The organism is Pseudomonas marginalis, from assembly GCF_001645105.1.
Taxonomy (GTDB): Bacteria; Pseudomonadota; Gammaproteobacteria; order Pseudomonadales; family Pseudomonadaceae; genus Aquipseudomonas; species Aquipseudomonas petroselini.
This window is the reverse complement of record NZ_LKEG01000043.1, coordinates 129,663-147,240: the sequence shown is the minus strand read 5'-3', so window position 1 is coordinate 147,240 and position 17,578 is coordinate 129,663. Positions and strand designations below refer to the sequence as shown.

The 17,578-nt window shown below is 60.9% G+C and carries 14 protein-coding genes; 9 read left to right on the top strand and 5 right to left on the bottom strand.

Annotated features, from left to right (window positions below; all coding sequences use genetic code 11):
* The first annotated feature begins 926 nt into the window (after nucleotides 1–926).
* From AO064_RS17830 to AO064_RS17815, 4 genes are read left to right on the top strand one after another with little or no spacing between them, the layout of a single operon-like run.
* Nucleotides 927–1,592, top strand: a complete 666-nt coding sequence (locus AO064_RS17830; RefSeq protein ID WP_064054169.1) for an amino acid ABC transporter permease — start codon at nucleotides 927–929, stop codon at nucleotides 1,590–1,592.
* Nucleotides 1,573–2,232, top strand: coding sequence for an amino acid ABC transporter permease (locus tag AO064_RS17825; RefSeq protein WP_012721653.1), 660 nt, complete (start codon nucleotides 1,573–1,575; stop codon nucleotides 2,230–2,232). Before AO064_RS17830 ends, AO064_RS17825 begins: the two co-directional genes overlap by 20 nt.
* Nucleotides 2,229–3,005, top strand: coding sequence for an amino acid ABC transporter ATP-binding protein (locus AO064_RS17820; protein WP_064054168.1), 777 nt, complete (start codon nucleotides 2,229–2,231; stop codon nucleotides 3,003–3,005). The genes AO064_RS17825 and AO064_RS17820 overlap by 4 nt, the downstream gene beginning before the upstream one ends.
* Nucleotides 3,002–3,856 carry a transporter substrate-binding domain-containing protein gene (locus AO064_RS17815; protein ID WP_064054167.1) on the top strand — a complete coding sequence of 285 codons (855 nt, stop codon included), beginning with the start codon at nucleotides 3,002–3,004 and terminating at the stop codon, nucleotides 3,854–3,856. Before AO064_RS17820 ends, AO064_RS17815 begins: the two co-directional genes overlap by 4 nt.
* 99 nt (nucleotides 3,857–3,955) lie before the next feature.
* Here the strand turns inward: AO064_RS17815 and AO064_RS17810 are convergent, their stop codons facing one another.
* Complete coding sequence (locus AO064_RS17810; RefSeq protein ID WP_064054166.1) at nucleotides 3,956–5,116, bottom strand: AAA family ATPase; 1,161 nt, start codon at nucleotides 5,114–5,116, stop codon at nucleotides 3,956–3,958.
* Nucleotides 5,117–5,349: 233 nt separating this feature from the next.
* Between AO064_RS17810 and AO064_RS17805 the strand changes: the two genes are divergently transcribed.
* The 4 genes from AO064_RS17805 (at nucleotide 5,350) to AO064_RS17790 (ending at nucleotide 12,983) form a co-directional block, all read left to right on the top strand.
* Nucleotides 5,350–6,432: an efflux RND transporter periplasmic adaptor subunit gene (locus AO064_RS17805; RefSeq protein WP_064054165.1), complete on the top strand. Its 1,083-nt coding sequence runs from the start codon at nucleotides 5,350–5,352 to the stop codon at nucleotides 6,430–6,432.
* Nucleotides 6,429–7,499 carry an efflux RND transporter periplasmic adaptor subunit gene (locus AO064_RS17800; protein ID WP_064054164.1) on the top strand — a complete coding sequence of 357 codons (1,071 nt, stop codon included), beginning with the start codon at nucleotides 6,429–6,431 and terminating at the stop codon, nucleotides 7,497–7,499. The genes AO064_RS17805 and AO064_RS17800 overlap by 4 nt, the downstream gene beginning before the upstream one ends.
* The gene (locus AO064_RS17795) at nucleotides 7,496–10,561 is read left to right on the top strand and encodes an efflux RND transporter permease subunit (protein ID WP_064054163.1); all 3,066 of its coding nucleotides are present in this window, start codon (nucleotides 7,496–7,498) and stop codon (nucleotides 10,559–10,561) included. The genes AO064_RS17800 and AO064_RS17795 overlap by 4 nt, the downstream gene beginning before the upstream one ends.
* Before the next feature lie 244 nt (nucleotides 10,562–10,805).
* On the top strand, nucleotides 10,806–12,983 hold the full coding sequence (locus AO064_RS17790; RefSeq protein ID WP_064054162.1) for a glycoside hydrolase: 2,178 nt from the start codon (nucleotides 10,806–10,808) through the stop codon (nucleotides 12,981–12,983).
* An 89-nt stretch (nucleotides 12,984–13,072) separates the two neighbouring features.
* On the opposite strand, the gene AO064_RS17785 is transcribed toward AO064_RS17790, so the two are convergent.
* Nucleotides 13,073–13,699: a class I SAM-dependent methyltransferase gene (locus AO064_RS17785; RefSeq protein WP_064054161.1), complete on the bottom strand. Its 627-nt coding sequence runs from the start codon at nucleotides 13,697–13,699 to the stop codon at nucleotides 13,073–13,075.
* Between the two features lie 178 nt (nucleotides 13,700–13,877).
* On the opposite strand from AO064_RS17785, the gene AO064_RS17780 reads away from it, so the two are divergent.
* A complete protein-coding gene (locus tag AO064_RS17780) occupies nucleotides 13,878–14,981 on the top strand; it encodes a hypothetical protein (RefSeq protein ID WP_064054160.1) in 1,104 nt (367 codons plus the stop codon).
* Nucleotides 14,982–14,983: 2 nt separating this feature from the next.
* Here AO064_RS17780 and AO064_RS17775 read toward each other — a convergent pair whose 3' ends face one another.
* The 3 genes from AO064_RS17775 to AO064_RS17765 are packed head-to-tail and all read right to left on the bottom strand — an operon-like array spanning nucleotide 14,984 to nucleotide 17,545.
* Nucleotides 14,984–15,628, bottom strand: coding sequence for a methionine ABC transporter permease (locus tag AO064_RS17775; protein ID WP_016974994.1), 645 nt, complete (start codon nucleotides 15,626–15,628; stop codon nucleotides 14,984–14,986).
* Nucleotides 15,618–16,733 carry a methionine ABC transporter ATP-binding protein gene (locus AO064_RS17770; protein ID WP_064054159.1) on the bottom strand — a complete coding sequence of 372 codons (1,116 nt, stop codon included), beginning with the start codon at nucleotides 16,731–16,733 and terminating at the stop codon, nucleotides 15,618–15,620. The genes AO064_RS17775 and AO064_RS17770 overlap by 11 nt, the downstream gene beginning before the upstream one ends.
* Nucleotides 16,730–17,545, bottom strand: a complete 816-nt coding sequence (locus AO064_RS17765; RefSeq protein ID WP_064054158.1) for a MetQ/NlpA family ABC transporter substrate-binding protein — start codon at nucleotides 17,543–17,545, stop codon at nucleotides 16,730–16,732. Before AO064_RS17765 ends, AO064_RS17770 begins: the two co-directional genes overlap by 4 nt.
* Nucleotides 17,546–17,578: the final 33 nt, after the last annotated feature.

The following is a 17,578-nucleotide window of genomic DNA, read 5'->3' as shown; positions in this document are numbered from 1 at the left end:
GAGGAACAGTAGTTTAGTTTAATGCTTGTAACTGCCATATTAGTTTCTCCATTATTTTTTTCGCAGCAAATGCGATCAGTGTTGTTTGTCAGTGCGCGTGTTTTAGTTTGCATAGTGCAATAAAAAACGCATAGACTTTATTGATCTATTCATTTTGCTTTATTGCATATGCATGAGAGAGGTTAGAGGACTTTATTTTTACCCGCACCTGTAAGAAATGACAGTTTCTTATATTTTTTCGCTATGGGCAGGCATCGTTGCGCATGGAGCAAATGCTGTGGCCAGAAGAAGTATGAGCGGATGACCCGCGAGATCGAGAGAACTCTCCATGAGGCCGACTACCCCAACGGCAAGTTGTATACCCAAGAAGAAGTCATCCAGGTGCTGCAGGAACGCATCGACCGAGCACTAGACAAGCCATGTTAATTGTCTGACAGAAAATTCGGCGGTTTCGGCTTACAATCTCGAACCGACCAGCTGCAGTTAATGTGAGCCGGAGACGATGGAATGCAAGCCGATGCGGCTGAATGCAGGCTCGCTCGCAATTAATCTGAGCCAGACGGCTCCGACAGCCGCAGTTAATCTGAGCCGAAAATTGCGCTGATTGCGAGCACGGCTGTTTTCGATTGCAAGCCACTACAGCTATTGATCGCCCGGTGCAATGCCACCAGCCACTTCACCAGTTCCTTTGGATCGATTGGTGTTGTTGGATTCATTATTCAATCCCTCGAAATACAGACCCCCCAACCATAGCCGTCACCTGCCAAACCCGCGAATTCGACGGTTATCTTTTTGGGTGATATGAATATGCTATTTAGGTATTTAAATTTTACTTTTTATACCTTTAAAGTTCGCGCTACCCGGCGTTACCCACGCTGGATCGGACGGCGCTCGCCGCATTACCCCTGCGGCGTCATGGACTAGAAATGACCTTCGATTTCGCTTTTATCCTCAGCACCTTGCCGGCGTTTCTAAAGGCCGTGGGGGTGACGCTGCAAGTGGGCTTGATCGCCATCGCCACCTCCTTGCTGGTGGCGCTGATCAACGCGGCGCTGCTGGTGTTTCGCACGCCGTACCTGTCGCGGCTGGTGGCGCTGTATGTGGAGCTGGCGCGCAACACGCCGCTGCTGATCCAACTGTTTTTCGTGTACTTCGCGCTACCGGCCCTGGGCTTCAATATTTCCGGGTTCTGGGCGGCAATCATCACCATGACGTTCCTTGGCGGCGCCTACCTCACCGAAGTGCTGCGCGCCGGTGTGGAAGCGGTGCCGCTGGCGCAGATCGAGTCGGGCAAGTCCATCGGCCTGTCCGACTGGCAGCTGCTGCGCCACGTGATCCTGCCCCAGGCCGGCATTCTCAGCTTGCCGGCGCTGTTCGCCAATTTCATCTTCCTGCTCAAGGAGACCACCGTGGTCTCTGCTGTGGCGGTGCCGGAGATTCTCTACACCACCAAAAGCTACATCGCCCTTTACTACAAGACTTACGAAATGCTTGCCGTGCTGACGCTGAATTGCGTGCTGCTGTTCCTGCCACTGTCGCTGCTGCTCAGCCGCCTGGAAAGGAGGCTCCAGCATGGCCAGTTCGGGTCTTGAGTTGTTGTGGGTGTCGTTGCCGCAACTGGGCAAGGGCGCTGCGCAGACCCTATCGATTTCGTTTTTGAGCATCGCCTTCAGTACTGTCGGCGGCGTGTTGTATGGCGTGCTGCGCACCTTGAACAACCGGCTGATCAACGCTGTGCTACGGGTGTACCTGGAGTTGTTCCGCGCGATTCCGGTGCTGGTGTGGCTGTACCTGCTGTTTTTCGGCCTGCCGATTTTCTTTGGCCTGAGCATCCCGAGTTTCTGGTGCGCCGTGCTGGTGCTGTCGTTGTGGGGGGCCAGCGAGGTCGGCGAAGTGGTGCGTGGCGCGTTGCATTCGCTGCCCCGTGGCCAGCGTGAAGCGGGGTTGTCGATTGGGCTGTCCGACCCGCAACTGTACGGCTACGTGCTGCTGCCCCAGGCCCTCAAACGCATGACGCCACCGACCATCAACGTCTACACGCGCATCATCAAGACCAGCTCCCTGGCGGTGCTGATCGGCGTGGTGGACGTGATTAAGGTCGGTCAGCAAATCATCGAGCGCACCTATGAGTCCGTGTTGATCTACGGCGTGCTGTTCCTGTTTTTCTTCTTTATCTGCTACCCGTTGTCGGCCGCCTCCAAGGTGCTGGAACGGCGCTGGGCCCAAACATGAGTGCGTTGATCGAGTTCCAGGGTTTCAACAAATTTTTCGGCGACCAGCAGGTGCTCAAGGGCATCGACCTGAGCGTGCAAAGCGGCGAAGTGGTGGTGATCCTCGGCCCCAGCGGCTGCGGCAAAAGCACCTTGCTGCGTTGCCTCAATGGCCTGGAAGTCGCACACAGCGGCAGCCTGCGTTTCGCCGGCAAAGAGCTGTTGGACAACAGCACCGACTGGCGCCAGGTGCGCCAGGACGTGGGCATGGTGTTCCAGAGCTACCACTTGTTTCCGCACATGAGCGTGCTCGACAACATCTTGCTTGGCCCCTTGAAAGTACAAAAACGTGACCCTCGCGAAGCCCGTGAACAGGCAGAAAAACTGCTCCATCGCGTAGGCCTGGCCGATAAGCGCGACGCCTTCCCGCGTCAGCTGTCCGGCGGCCAGCAGCAACGCATCGCCATCGTCCGCTCGCTGTGCATGAACCCCCAGGTCATGCTGTTTGACGAAGTCACCGCCGCCCTCGACCCGGAGATGGTCAAGGAAGTGCTGGAAGTGATCCAGGGCCTGGCCCGCGATGGCATGACCCTGTTGATCGTCACCCACGAAATGGCCTTCGCCCGCGCCGTCGCCGACCGCGTGGTGTTCATGGAGGCCGGTCGCATCCTTGAACACAACACCCCCGAAGCATTCTTTACGAACCCGCAAACCGCACGCGCGCAGCAGTTCCTGGAGAAGTTCTCCTTTGTTTCAACACTGCCCAAAAAGACCCAGGAACTGGAGCTGATATGAAAAAGTTACTGCTGCCACTGTTGGCCGTCGCCCTGCTGGCCGGCTGCGATAAGAAGGCTGAAGAGCCCACCAAACCCACGGCTGCCGCCGTGAGCTACATCGACAAGATCAAGGCGCGGGACAAGCTGATTGTCGGCGTCTTCACCGATAAGCCACCGTTCGGCTTCGTCAACGAAGCAGGCCGCTATGTCGGCTTCGATACCGACATCGGGCGCCGATTCGCCAAGGACCTGCTCGGCGATGAAAACAAGGTTGAGTTTGTCGCCGTCGAGCCGGCCAGCCGTATTCCGTTCCTGCAAAGCGACAAGGTCGACTTGATCCTCGCCAACATGACGGTGACGCCGGAGCGCAAGGAAGCGGTGGACTTTACCAACCCCAACTTGAAAGTTGCGGTACAGGCCCTGGTGCCTCAGGACAGCTCGGTGAAAAGCCTGGATGACCTGGCCACCCGCACCACCATCGTGACCACCGGCACCACGGCTGATATCTGGCTGACCAAGAACCACCCGGACTGGAAACTGCTCAAGTTCGAGAAGAACTCCGAGTCGTTGCAGGCGCTGTCGGCTGGACGGGGTGATGCCTACGCTCAGGACAATCTGGTGCTGTTCAGCTGGGCCAAGCAGAACCCCGGCTACCGCGTGTTGGAAGAAAAACTCGGTGATGAAGCGCCGATTGCGCCAGCGGTGAAAAAGGGCAACGTCGAACTGCGTGACTGGGTGAATGCCGAGTTGGCGAAGTTGGGTGAGGAAAAGTTTTTGCTCAAGCTGTACGACCAATATGTGCGTAAAGAGCTGAGCGATGACACCCAGCCTGAGAGTGTGATTGTTGAAGGCGGGAAGTGGCAGGGTTGATACCGCTATTCGGGGCAAGCCCCCTCCCACATTATTGATCTGTGAATACATTCAAGTGTGGGAGGGGGCTTGCCCCCGATGAGGCCTTCCAGTCATCCCCTATTCCGGCCAATGCCAAGCCGGCGCATCCAAAATCCCCTGGCCCACGATCCGGGTTTCTCCCATCACCTTCTCCAACACAATCGAATTGCACGCCTGGTCCTGCTGCAACGCCGCAATCAACCGGCTGGCGTGTGACACCACCCACACCTGGCACTGCTGGGAGGCTTGGATGATCAAGCGCGCCAACGCGGGTAGCAGGTCCGGATGCAGGCTGGTCTCCGGTTCGTTCAGCACCATCATGGTGGGTGGCCGAGGCGTGAGCAGCGCTGCGATCAGCAGCAGGTAACGCAAGGTGCCGTCGGACAATTCCGCCGCTGACAGTGGCCGCAGCAAGCCCTCCTGATAGAACTCAATCGCGAAGCGCCCGCCCTGTAACGGTTCGATGTTCAGGCGTGCGCCGGGGAATGCGTCGCTGACTGCCCGCTGCAGCGCCTCGGGGTCGCCGATCTCGCGAATGGTCTGCAACGCCGCCGCCAGGTCGCGGCCGTCGTGGTGCAGCACCGGCGTGCGGGTGCCCAGTTGTGGCTGGCGTACCGGCGCATCGACATCGCTGCGAAAGTGATCGTAAAAGCGCCAGCCACGAATGCTTTCGCGCAACAGCAGCACTTCCGGCGAGCCGCGCAGGCTGCCGACCTGGTCGAACAGGCTGTGGTAGTTGGGCGTGTGCTGGGTCAGTACATCCCAGTTGCGACCGTCACGGGCACGCACCATCGGCCCTGAGCGCTGCACCAGCAGGCTGGCCGGGCGGTAGGTCTGGCCCGCCCAGATGCATTCCTTCTTCACCTCAGGGTCCAGGGAGAAAAACGACCGGCTCGGCTCGGGCAGCCCCAGTGAGATGGCGTAGCTGAAATCCTCCCCGGCAAACCCCAGGCGCAAGCGCTTCACGCCCTGGTGCACCACGGCCTCGACCGGCACCTCACCGTTGCGCATACGCCGGCTGATGGTTTCCGGGCCGGCCCAGAAGGTGGAGTCCAGCCCGCCCTCACGGGCCAGTGCATTGATCACCCCGCCTTGGGCGGTTTCCGCCAGCAGGCGCAGGGCGCGGTACAAGTTGGACTTGCCGCTGCCGTTGGGGCCGGTGACCAGGTTCAGCCGGTCCAGGGGCACCACCAATTTGTTGATCGAGCGGTAATTGGCCACCGCGAGGGTCTTGAGCATCGGTCACCTACCTGTAGTGAGCGGGCTTGCCCCGCGCTGGGGTGCGTAGCAGCCCCAAAGGAATCACCCCATTCTATCGGAAAGAACTTCTGCACCTGGCGGGGGACCGCTTCGCAGTCCAGCGCGGGGCAAGCCCGCTCACTACAGACAGAAAGCTTCCACCTGTGGAACCCTGAACTAAGCTCACAGTCGCATAAACACTGGCAAGTCGGCATCACGCAAAAGGAGCCTGCATGGGCGGTCGTATTTCCACCTGTATTGTTGGTCTTGGCCTACTGGCGCTGTTGAGCGGCTGTGGCGAGGAAAAGGCTGAACCCAAGGCGCACTCACGGGTGTTTGTGCAGACTGTGCAGCCGGCGGATTTTGCCGCGGCCGTCACCTTGACGGGGGATATCCAGGCCCGGGTGCAAACCGATCTGTCCTTTCGCGTGGGCGGCAAGATCATCCAGCGCACGGTGGATGTGGGCGACCGTGTGACCGCCAAGCAGGTGCTGGCCAAGCTCGACCCCAAGGACCTGCAGACCAACGTCGATTCCGCCCAGGCCCAGGTCGTGGCCGAGCAGGCACGGGTCAAGCAGACCGCCGCCGCCTTCGTGCGCCAGGAAAAACTCCTGCCCAAGGGCTACACCAGCCGCAGCGAATACGATTCCGCCCAGGCCGCGTTGCGCAGCAGCCAAAGCGCACTGGCCGCCGCCCAGGCCCAATTGGCTAACGCACGGGAGCAACTCGGCTATACCTCGCTGGTGGCCGAAGCGCCGGGCGTGATTACCGCGCGCCAGGCCGAAGTCGGCCAGGTGGTGCAGGCCACCGTGCCGATTTTCAGCCTGGCGCGCGATGGCGAGCGCGATGCTGTGTTCAACGTGTATGAATCCCTGCTGGTGGAGCCACCGCCGGATGCACCGATCACCGTGAGCCTGCTGGATAACCCAAGCATCAAGGTCCAGGGCAAAGTACGCGAAGTCACGCCTGCCGTGGCCGCCAACACCGGCACTGTGCAGGTGAAAATCGCCCTGCAAGCATTACCCAAAGGCATGGAATTGGGCTCGGTGGTGAGCGCGACCGCCAATGGCCCGGCCAAGGCGAGTATCGAATTGCCGTGGGCCGCGCTGACGAAAGACCTCAGCGAGCCCGCCGTTTGGCTGATCGACGGCGACGGCAAGGCGCAACTGCACAAGGTCACCGTGGCGCGTTATCTCACCGGCAAGGTGATCATTGGCGACGGCCTCAAGGGCGGCGAAAAAGTCGTGGTGGCCGGCGGGCAATTGCTGCACCCCGGCATGCTGGTCGAGATCGCCCAGCAAGGAGCCCAACCATGAAGCGCCTGACGCTCATACTCGCCGCCAGCCTGTTACTGGTGGCCTGCTCAAAAGAAGAGCCGCCGCCCGAGCCGGTGCGTCCGGTGTTATCCATGGAAGTGACGTCTGAGGACCAGGAAAACCTTGGCCGCTTCGCCGGCACCATCCAGGCCCGCTACGAAAGTAACCTGGGCTTTCGCGTGCCCGGCCGGATTGCCCGGCGTGCCGTGGACGTGGGCGCCGAGGTGGAGAAGGGCGCCTTGCTTGCCGTCCTCGACCCCACCGACCAACAGAACCAATTGCGTTCGGCCCAGGGCGACCTGGCCCGCGTGCAGGCGCAATACATCAACGCCCAGGCTAACGCCCGCCGTCAGCAGGAACTGTTCAACCGTGGCGTCGGCGCCCAGGCTCAGTTGGATATCGCCCAGACCGACCTGAAGACCACCCAGGCTTCCCTCGACCAGGCCCAGGCTGCGGTCAATCAAGCCAAGGACCAACTCAACTACGCCGAACTGCGCACCGATCACGCCGGCATCGTCACCGCCTGGAATGCCGAGGCCGGCCAGGTGGTCAGCGCCGGCCAGCAAGTGGTGACCCTGGCCCGACCGGACATCAAGGAAGCGGTGATCGACCTGCCGGCCGGCCTCGCTGAGCGTCTGCCGCCAGACGTGGTGTTCCTGGTCGCCGGGCAACTCGACCCCAGCGTGCAGACCACTGCCATCGTGCGCGAGATCGAACCCCAGGCCCAAAGCGCCACGCGCACCCGCCGAGCACGCCTGACCCTGGCCGAAACACCGCCTGCGTTCCGCCTGGGCACGGCGATCAGCGTGACCTTGAGCACCGCCATCGCCCCGCGCATCGAACTGCCCTTGAGCGCCTTGCAGGAAGTCGATGGCAAGACCCGTATCTGGCTGCTCGATACCCAGAACCAGACCGTGCAACCGCGCGACATCACCGTGATCAGCCGTGACGCCGACAGCGCGGTGCTCAGTGGTGGCGTCAAACCCGGCGAGCGCATCGTCACCGCGGGCGTGAACAGCCTGAAACCCGGGCAAAAAGTCAAAATCGACGAGGACAGCCCGCGATGAAAGGAAGCTTCAACTTATCCGACTGGGCCCTCAAGCATCAGTCCTTCGTCTGGTACCTGATGTTCGTCGCGCTGCTGATGGGCGTGTTCTCCTACATGAACCTGGGCCGCGAGGAAGACCCTTCGTTCACCATCAAGACCATGGTGATCCAGACCCGTTGGCCGGGCGCGACCCAGGAGGAGACCCTCAAGCAGGTCACCGACCGCATCGAGAAAAAACTCGAAGAGCTGGACTCCCTCGACTACGTGAAAAGCTACACGCGGCCGGGTGAGTCCACGGTCTTCGTGTTCCTCAAGGACACCACCAGCGCCAAGGCCATCCCTGAGGTCTGGTACCAGGTGCGCAAGAAGATCGACGATATTCGCGGCACCTTCCCCCAAGGTCTACAAGGGCCGTCGTTCAACGACGAGTTCGGTGATGTGTTTGGCTCGGTGTACGCCTTTACCGGCGACGGCCTGTCGATGCGCCAGCTGCGCGACTACGTGGAGCAGGTGCGCGCCGAGATCCGTTCGGTGCCGGGCCTGGGCAAGGTCGAGATGATCGGCCAGCAGGACGAAGTGATTTACCTGAATTTCTCCACGCGCAAACTGGCCGCCCTGGGCATTGATCAACGCCAAGTGGTGCAGAGCCTGCAATCGCAGAATGCGGTGACCCCCGCCGGGGTGATCGAGGCCGGGCCGGAACGGATTTCGGTGCGCACGTCGGGGCAGTTCGCCTCGGAGAAAGACCTGGCCAACGTCAACCTGCGGCTCAATGACCGTTTCTATCGGCTGGCGGACATTGCCGAGATCAGCCGTGGCTATGTGGACCCGGCGCGGCCGATGTTCCGTTTCAACGGCAAGCCGGCGATTGGCTTGGCGATAGCCATGCAGAAGGGCGGCAATATCCAGTCGTTCGGCAAGTCCCTGCATGAACGCATGGACGAATTGACCGCCGACCTGCCCGTGGGCGTCGGCGTGCACAAAGTGTCCGACCAGGCGGAGGTGGTGGAAGAGGCCGTCGGCGGCTTTACCAGCGCGCTGTTTGAAGCGGTGATCATCGTACTGGTGGTGAGCTTTATCAGCCTCGGCATGCGCGCCGGGCTGGTGGTGGCGTGCTCGATTCCATTGGTGCTGGCGCTGGTGTTTGTGTTCATGGAATACAGCGGCATCACCATGCAGCGCGTGTCGTTGGGCGCGTTGATTATCGCCCTCGGCCTGTTGGTGGACGACGCGATGATCACCGTCGAGATGATGATCACGCGCCTGGAAAAAGGCGAAACCAAGGAGCAGGCGGCGACCTACGCCTACACGTCCACGGCGTTCCCGATGCTCACCGGTACGCTGGTGACCGTGGCAGGCTTTGTGCCGATTGGCCTCAACGCCAGCTCGGCGGGCGAGTACACCTTCACCCTGTTCGCAGTGATTGCCGTGGCCATGCTGGTGTCGTGGGTGGTGGCGGTGCTGTTTGCGCCGGTGATCGGGGTGCATATCCTCAGCGCCAACGTCAAACCCCACAGCGCTGAGCCCGGGCGTATTGGCCGTGCCTTCAATGGCGGCATGCTCTGGGCCATGCGTAACCGTTGGTGGGCGATCGGCATCACCGTGGCGCTGTTTGTGGCCTCGGTGTTTTCCATGCAGTTCGTGCAGAACCAGTTCTTTCCGTCGTCGGACCGCCCGGAGATTCTCGTCGACCTGAACCTGCCGCAAAACGCCTCGATCAACGAGACGCGCAAGGCCGTCGACCGCCTTGAAGCAATCATCAAGGACGACCCGGACATTGCGCGCTGGAGCACCTACATCGGTCAGGGTGCGATCCGTTTCTACTTGCCCCTCGACCAGCAACTGGAAAACCCCTACTACGCGCAGTTGGTGATCGTGAGTAAGGGCCTGGAAGAGCGTGGTGAGTTGATCGCGCGCCTGCAAAAGCGCCTGCGCGATGACTTCGTGGGGATTGGTAGCTACGTGCAGCCGCTGGAAATGGGGCCGCCGGTAGGTAGGCCGATTCAGTATCGCGTGTCGGGCAAAGACACCGACCAGGTGCGTAAACACGCCATCGAACTGGCGACCTTACTGGACCAGAACACCCATCTGGGCGAGATCATCTACGACTGGAACGAGCCCGGCAAAGTGCTGCGCATCGACATCGCCCAGGACAAGGCGCGGCAACTGGGGCTGTCATCGGAAGACGTGGCGCAGTTGATGAACAGCGTGGTCAGCGGTGCCTCGGTGACCCAGGTACACGATGATATCTACCTGATCAACGTCGTCGGCCGCGCCGAAGACGCCGAACGCGGCACGCCGGAAACCTTGCAGAACCTGCAGATCGTCACGCCCAACGGTACCTCGATCCCGCTGCTGGCCTTCGCCACCGTGCGCTATGAACTGGAGCAGCCGCTGGTGTGGCGTCGCGACCGCAAGCCGACCATTACCATCAAGGCCTCGGTGCGCGACGAGATGCAGCCGACGGACCTGGTCAAGCAACTTAAGCCTGAGATCGACAAATTCAGCGCCGGCCTGCCGGTGGGCTACAAGGTTGCCACCGGCGGCACCGTGGAAGAAAGCGGTAAGGCCCAGGGCCCGATTGCCAGCGTGGTGCCGCTGATGCTGTTCCTCATGGCGACCTTCCTGATGATCCAGCTGCACAGCGTGCAGAAGATGTTCCTGGTGGCGAGTGTCGCGCCGCTGGGGCTGATCGGCGTGGTGCTGGCGTTGATACCCACCGGTACGCCCATGGGCTTCGTGGCGATCCTCGGGATTTTGGCGCTGATCGGTATCATCATCCGTAACTCGGTGATCCTGGTGACGCAGATTCATGAGTACGAAGTGGCTGGCTATACGCCGTGGGACGCGGTGGTGGAAGCCACCGAGCACCGGCGCCGGCCGATCCTGCTGACGGCGGCTGCGGCGAGCCTGGGCATGATCCCTATCGCCCGCGAAGTGTTCTGGGGGCCGATGGCGTACGCGATGATCGGCGGGATTATCATTGCGACCTTGTTGACGCTGTTGTTCCTGCCCGCGCTGTATGTGGCCTGGTACAAAATCCGCGAACCCAAGCAGGACCCTCAGGAAAAATCCGTTTAAAAATGTGGAGGCGTGCTGTGGTGAGCAAGCTTGCTTGCGCTGGGGTGCGAAGCGCCCCAAAAAAGCCGGAGACTGCTACGCAGTCAACGGGAGCAAGCTCCCTCGCCACAGCAAGGCCGTTCCCACATTTTGATCCTCATTGACCTTTTGCTCCGTGGGAAACGTCTGGAGGTGATACGCGTTGCCCCCGCCAGTCACTGAGTGTTCTACCCTCCCGACTTTCATTCCGTTCGGGTCCAATCCCATGCGCTACCTGCGTTCTGTTTTGTTGCTCTGCGGTGTATTCCTCTCGCCGCTGACGTTCGCCACCGTTCTGGAAAACACCTTGTGGCGGGTCGAACTCGACCCGGCCACCCTTGCTATCCGCGTTACGCCTAACGGCCAGCCGACGATACAGGCCTCCAGCGGCGTCGCGGCACGTGCCGTCAGCCAACTTGAGCAGCGCGATCAGCAAGCGAGCTGGCAATGGGATGACGGCGCCTTTCGGGTGAGCGCCAGCCTCCAGCAGCGTGACCTGGCGCTATCCATCACGGCGCGGGAAGCGGGTGAGCTGCCGATCCTCGTGCAACCGGCGAATGCCCTGGGCAGGGGGCTGATGTGGCCGTTGGCCGAGGGGCATTACGTGCCCACCGGGAATGCCGTGTGGAAGGCTTTCCTGCTGGAGCAAGGTGACTTCAACACCACCCAGGATCTCAGCCTGCCGCTGTGGGGTGTCGATCACGGCGGGTTCACCCTCAGTTGGTTACTGACCAATCCCTACAACAACCGCCTGCGCTGGCAGGAAAACCAGGCCCTGTCAGTGGCCCATGAATTCACCACGCTCAACCCCAGCACCCCCATGACCCTGCTGTTGCACCTGGGTGAGGCCGATCCGTTGGCTGGCGCCAAGCGCTACCGGCAATGGCTGGTGGAGGATGGCCGGTATGAGCCACTGGCTGACAAACTGCGGCAGACGCCCGAGGCCGAGAAGCTGCTGGGCGCCAGTCATGTCTACCTGTGGGGCAATGACTTGCTGGCCCCCGAGGATGTGCGCGATTGGCCGCTGTTGCTCAAGCGCTTGCGCGGGCATGCGCTGCAAGGCTTATTGGACAAGGAATCCGCCAAGGTCCTCGCGCAGGTTTCCCCTTTGAATCGCTATGAACAGACGGTAGTGCTCCGGGGCCTGAACGCGGCGATCAACAAAAAGGCTCGGCAGCGTTGGCAGGTAGAGGAACCCGACATGACCCAGCTCGCCGCCCGCTATGGCGAGCTGCGTAGCGAGCTGGCCGTGGACTTTGCTGGGGCGCTGAGTGATACGCCCGCACACTGGGGCAGCCAGGTGATCCAGGCATTGCGCAGCTCAGGCCTGCCGCGTTTGCTGCTGACCTTGGGCGAAGGCTGGGAAGGCGGTCTCTGGCACCCCGAGGCGATCTGGGCCGGGGTCGACGCGGGCTTCCTGATGGCCCCCTATGACTCCTATGAAACCGCGTTGTCGGCCACGGAAAATCCGGATTGGACCACCGCGCACCTGGGCGGCAGGGCGTACCGCGAGTGCGCGATTGTGCTGAAGGACGGCAAGCTGAAAACCGGTTTCCAGCAGTCCGGCCACTACACCGATCCGCGCTGCGTGCGGCCTCTGCTGGAGGCACGTGTACAGGCTGTCCAGGCAACGGCCGGTTTCAACGCCTGGTTTCTCGATGCTTACGCCACCAGCATGGTCTTCGACAGCTACCGTGACGGGGCCACAATGACCCAGGCGCAGAACGCCGAAGGCAACATCGACGCTTCGCACTGGCTCAATACCGTACTCAAGTTGCCCGCCGGCTCCGAAGACGGCAACGCCATTACCGCCCAAGGCATCCTGTTCGCCCATGGCATGCAGACGCCGGTGATTGGCTGGGGGGATCGGGAGATGACCCAAGACAAGCAATCGGCCTATTACGTGGGTAACTGGTATCCGCCGGAGCAGCCGGCCGTGTTCTTCAAGCCCGTGCCGTTAAAAGAGCCGTTTCGCACGGTGTATTTCGAGCCGACCATGCGCCTGCCGCTGTACCAGGCGGTGTTCCACGGCTCGGTGATCACTACCCATCACTGGCTGTTCGACAGCTTGAAACTGAGCAATGTGCGGGCTGAAAACGAGCTGACGCAGCTGCTCTATAACGTGCCGCCGCTGTACCACTTGAGTGCTTCGACGGTTAAGCGGCGGCTGCCGGTGATACAGCGCCAGGACCGGTTTTTCCGGCCGTTGCACCAGCGGTTGGCGACCCAGGCGATGACGGGTTTTCGTTGGTTGACGGCGGATAGGCAGGTGCAGGAAACCACCTTTGCCGATGGGATGCGGTTGGTGGCTAATTTTTCTGGCGAGGAAAAAGAGGGCTATCCTGGGCGCAGCGTGACTGCACATGGGGTGGGTGAAAAAACGCTGGTGTATCAGGTGGAGTAAGGTTGCCTCAGCAGGCGTCTGACTGTATTCACCAATCAAACTGTGGGAGGGGGCTTGCCCCCGATGGCGTCAGACGAGGCAACGAAAATCTACAGCTTGCGCCACACACTGGCCAACCACGGCTGCTGCTCCCTCGGCAATCCCGCTGGTCGATAGTAATGCTCCAGCTCCACAAACCCTGCCTGCGTCAGCAACGCTTGCCACGCCGCCAGGTCGTGATACGACCCGTACCGCGGTCCATTCCAGCCTTCCTGGTTTTCACCCCGAGGGTTGGAACTGAACAGCACGCCACCCGGCTTCAACGCCCCTTGCAACTGCTTGAGCACACGCGGCAGTTCCTGCTTGGGAATATGAAATAGCACGGCATTGGCGAAAATCCCGTCGAAGCGTTCGGCGGGCAGGTCCAGCTTCAGGAAGTCCTGCTGCATCACCTCACAACCACTGTCTTCCCGCGCCATCTGCGCAAACCGCTCGGAGCCGTCCAGTCCTACGGCGATATGCCCCATGCGCGTGAACGTCTGCAAATCGCGCCCCGGCCCGCAGCCGAAATCCAGCACGGTAAAGGGCGCCGTGCCCTGGATATGCCGCAGCAGCGCGTCGATGTTCTGGCTCACGTCGTGGTCGCGGGTGCCTTCGCGGAAGTCTTCGGCCACTGTGTTGTAGTGGCCGAGGGTGGTGGCGGTGATGGTGGTGAGGTCGTCGGGGGCGAGTTTCATGGCCGTGCGCACTTAGGCTGAGGTCCTTGGACTATACCTCAGGCCATCGTCTGAATCAGTTGAAACACGTGTGCTCTGTGTAGGGCGATTCAGTGCCTTTTCAGCGTACGCATCCGACTTACTGACCGCAGGATTCTAGGTACCATTCACTTCTTACTTGAAAAGGCGTTGCATACCCATGGATCAGGCACCACCACTCCCGGCTGATGAAGTCACTCAGCAAAAGAAAATGGACCGATACGCCGATGTCTTGAGTCATGGACTGTTATGGCTCAATGAGCGTGCATGGCCTTTGACCGTGGGCATTTTGTCTGTGGCTGGCCTGTATCTGTATCAATACATCCAAGTGGAAAAGGTGCCGCTGAGTATTTTGTCGGCAGCCGCGTTCACCGCATTGCCGGCGATGTTCGCCATGTTGGTATTTGTCATCGGCATGATGGGGGCGTCGATCCTGATGCCTACGTTCATCTTGTTCCTGCGCCTGAATGCCACAGGTGCGCGTCTGAGCGATCAACTCAATCTCAGTCGGCAATCGCCTGAGACGACAGCTCAACATCGTCGATTATTGATGCATTGGGCTGCCACGCTCGTGGTGCTGGCGGTGTTCTGGTTGTCGGCGGTGTATCTGTCCGCGAACGCAGAAAGCGGACCGTTTCAGACGGCTTGCTGGGTAGTGGCGATCGCTGTGACGGTATTGGCCTATACCTGCATCATCATTCGCGCCCGGCCGGCCAATATCGCGCGCAGTGAGCTTTCCGTCGAGTTCTGGATCGCAAGTGCGAGTGCCGGCGTCATTCAAATGCTGATTGTTCTCATGGTCACTGTGCCTGTCTCGCGCGCGTTCGGCGAATACTCTGACAGTGTCGTGCTTTTTGCGCCTGTCATGTTGGCTGAGATGGTGGTGCTTTTTCTGATTCAGGGGCTTGGGGCGTGTCTTGTGACGTGCATGAACGATCATAAGAACCCGGTCGCGCTAGCATCTTTGACTGCCCTTGGGCTTTTGATCGTACTGGGGCTTATCCCCGTGACGGGCGCGAAGTTGGGAGGCCTGCCGCTGCAAGCCTCCGCATCGGGAGGGCGTATGTGTACAGTCATGGCTTGGTCAGAGGGGGCCAAGGCTCCCAGCATGCTGGTTGACGCCAAGAAACCCGAGGCCAGCATCAAGCTGCGCGTGCTGGCGGATTCGGACGGGAGCTACAGTGTGCGCCCTTGGCAGGCCAAGGAAAAAACCATCACCTTTGTCCCCCACCCCAGCGTCGCCCAACTGGATGAGTGCCCGTAATTTCAGCGCTTGTTCAACACCCGCGCCAACCGATCCCCACCCAACTGAATCACCGCCACCAGAATCACCAGCAGCACAATCACGGTGAGCATGATCTGCGTATCAAAACGCTGGTAGCCGTAGCGGTAGGCGATATCGCCCAGGCCGCCCGCGCCAATCGCGCCGGCCATGGCTGACGAGTTGATCATGGTCACCAGGGTGATGGTGAACCCGCCGACAATCCCCGGCAGCGCCTCCGGCAGCAGCACGTGCCAGATGATGTGCCAACGGCGGCAGCCCATGGCTTGCGCGGCCTCGATCAGGCCATGATCGACTTCGCGCAGGCTCACTTCGGCAATGCGCGCAAAAAACGGCGTGGCGGCGATGGTCAGCGGCACCACGGCCGCCCATACGCCGTAGGTAGTGCCGACGATCAGCCGCGTGAACGGGATCAACGCCACCATCAGGATGAGGAACGGAATCGAGCGGAACAGATTGACGAACGCCCCCAGCACGCGGTTCAACGCCGGTGCCTGGTAGATGCCGCCCTTGTCGCTGGTCACCAGGAATACCGCCAGTGGAATCCCCACCAGCAGCGCAATCAATGACGACACGCCAACCATTAACAACGTGTCGATGGCGCCCTGCACTAAACGATCAAACCACATAGCCCAGCACCTCCACCTGTTGTGCCCAATTGCCGGCGCGGTTACGCAGTTCTTCCGCGCTGTGGGGCGAGCCCTTCACCGCCAGCAGCAGTTGCCCCAGGGCATGTCCCTGGATGCGTTCCACGCCGCCTTGCAGCAAGCGCACGCGCCCGCCAAGGGCGCTGAACAGCGCGGCCAGGTCCGGCTCGTAGGTATCACTGCCGGTGAATCGCAGGCGTAGCACCACCGAGGCATCGGCGGTCGCTGGTTTGGCCTGTAAACGGCTTTGCAACTCGTCCGGTAGCCCATGTTGCAGCGGTGCCAGCAGGGTCTTGCTGACCTCATGTTGCGGGTTGCCGAACACTTCCCACACCGGGCCTTGCTCGACGATGCGCCCGTGTTCGAGCACCACCACGCGGTCGCAGATGTCGCGGATCACCGCCATCTCATGGGTGATCAACACGATGGTCAGGCCCAGGCGCTGGTTGATCTCGCGCAGCAGGCCGAGGATCGACTGGGTGGTCTCCGGGTCGAGCGCCGACGTGGCCTCGTCGCACAGCAGGATCTGCGGGTCGTGCACCAGCGAGCGGGCGATGCCCACGCGCTGTTTCTGCCCGCCGGACAGCTGCGCCGGGTAGGACGTGTGCTTGTCCTGCAGACCCATCAGCTCCAGCAGCTCGCGCACCTTTTTCTCACGCTGCGGCTTCGGTACACCTGCCACTCTCAGCGGTAGCTCGACGTTCTGCCACACCGTCTTGGCCGACATCAGGTTGAAGTGCTGGAAAATCATGCCGATGCGCCGACGCAGCGCCACCAGGCGGTCTTCGTCGAAGTCGCCGATGTCCACCTGGTCGATCAGCACCCGTCCGCTGCTAGGCTGTTCGAGGCGGTTGATGGTGCGAATCAGCGACGACTTGCCGGCACCGCTGCGGCCAATGATGCCGAACACTTCACCGCGCTGGATCGCCAGGTCGATGCCTTGCAAAGCATGCACGGTGCCGTCGTAGGTCTTGCCCAAGTTGATAAAACGCACGTGGGCGCGGTTCAGGTCCGGATGCAGTTCGGTCTGCTCGGCGTCCCTGGGCGGCAAGCCCAGGTCGCGCAGTTGAGAGTGGGCGGCGGTCATTTTTTATCTTCCCAGCCGACCTGATAGAGCTTACCGAGGGACTTGTCCAACGCAGCACGCACCACGGGCGAATGCTGGTAGATGTCGACGAACTTGATCACCCGCGTGTCGGTCTTGCTCTTGGGCTGGATCACGAACTGGATCACGTATTCCGGATGGTCGAGGCCGTCGAACAACAGCGCCGATTCAGCATCGAAGGTCTTGGACAGGCGGATATACGCCGGGTAACCCTGCACCAGGTCGGCATCGTCATAGGCGCGCACCAATTGCACGGCCTCGACTTGCAGGATCTTGATCTTCTTCGGGTTGGTGACGATGTCTTCTTCGGTGGCCTTGTAGCCTACGCCCGGTTTGAGCGTGATCAAGCCCGCCTTGGCGAGCAATTGCAGGCCACGCCCGCTGTTGATCGGGTCGTTGGCAATCGCCACGCTGGCGCCCTCGGGCAGGTCGCTGATGCGCTTGTACTTCTTCGAATACAGGCCGACGTTGTTGATGATGCCCGGCGCGTACGGCACCAGGTCAAAACCGGCGGCGGCCTTGGCGTTTTCCAGGAACGGGATGTGCTGGAAGTAGTTCACGTCGATATCGCCGGCGGCCAGGCTGACGTTGGGCGCGATCCAGTCGGTGAACTCCACCAGCTCGACCTTCAGGCCTTGTTTACCGGCTTCGGCCACGGCGGCTTCCAATGGAATGGCGAAGGCAGCGGTGGTGCCGATTTTCAACGGTGCATCGGCGGCGAACACTGCCGAGCTGAACAGTCCGAAAGCCAAGGCCAGTGCTTTGACTGGGTGGGAGAGCAGTGTTTTTTTCATGGTCGATTTCCAGTCATAAGGTGTTGGTGAAAG

Coding starts and splice junctions, on each gene's coding strand:
- AO064_RS17830 (WP_064054169.1), top strand. CDS start 927: ATGACCTTCGATTTCGCTTTTATCCTCAGCACCTTGCCGGCGTTTCTA.
- AO064_RS17825 (WP_012721653.1), top strand. CDS start 1,573: ATGGCCAGTTCGGGTCTTGAGTTGTTGTGGGTGTCGTTGCCGCAACTG.
- AO064_RS17820 (WP_064054168.1), top strand. CDS start 2,229: ATGAGTGCGTTGATCGAGTTCCAGGGTTTCAACAAATTTTTCGGCGAC.
- AO064_RS17815 (WP_064054167.1), top strand. CDS start 3,002: ATGAAAAAGTTACTGCTGCCACTGTTGGCCGTCGCCCTGCTGGCCGGC.
- AO064_RS17810 (WP_064054166.1), bottom strand. CDS start 5,116: ATGCTCAAGACCCTCGCGGTGGCCAATTACCGCTCGATCAACAAATTG.
- AO064_RS17805 (WP_064054165.1), top strand. CDS start 5,350: ATGGGCGGTCGTATTTCCACCTGTATTGTTGGTCTTGGCCTACTGGCG.
- AO064_RS17800 (WP_064054164.1), top strand. CDS start 6,429: ATGAAGCGCCTGACGCTCATACTCGCCGCCAGCCTGTTACTGGTGGCC.
- AO064_RS17795 (WP_064054163.1), top strand. CDS start 7,496: ATGAAAGGAAGCTTCAACTTATCCGACTGGGCCCTCAAGCATCAGTCC.
- AO064_RS17790 (WP_064054162.1), top strand. CDS start 10,806: ATGCGCTACCTGCGTTCTGTTTTGTTGCTCTGCGGTGTATTCCTCTCG.
- AO064_RS17785 (WP_064054161.1), bottom strand. CDS start 13,699: ATGAAACTCGCCCCCGACGACCTCACCACCATCACCGCCACCACCCTC.
- AO064_RS17780 (WP_064054160.1), top strand. CDS start 13,878: ATGGATCAGGCACCACCACTCCCGGCTGATGAAGTCACTCAGCAAAAG.
- AO064_RS17775 (WP_016974994.1), bottom strand. CDS start 15,628: ATGTGGTTTGATCGTTTAGTGCAGGGCGCCATCGACACGTTGTTAATG.
- AO064_RS17770 (WP_064054159.1), bottom strand. CDS start 16,733: ATGACCGCCGCCCACTCTCAACTGCGCGACCTGGGCTTGCCGCCCAGG.
- AO064_RS17765 (WP_064054158.1), bottom strand. CDS start 17,545: ATGAAAAAAACACTGCTCTCCCACCCAGTCAAAGCACTGGCCTTGGCT.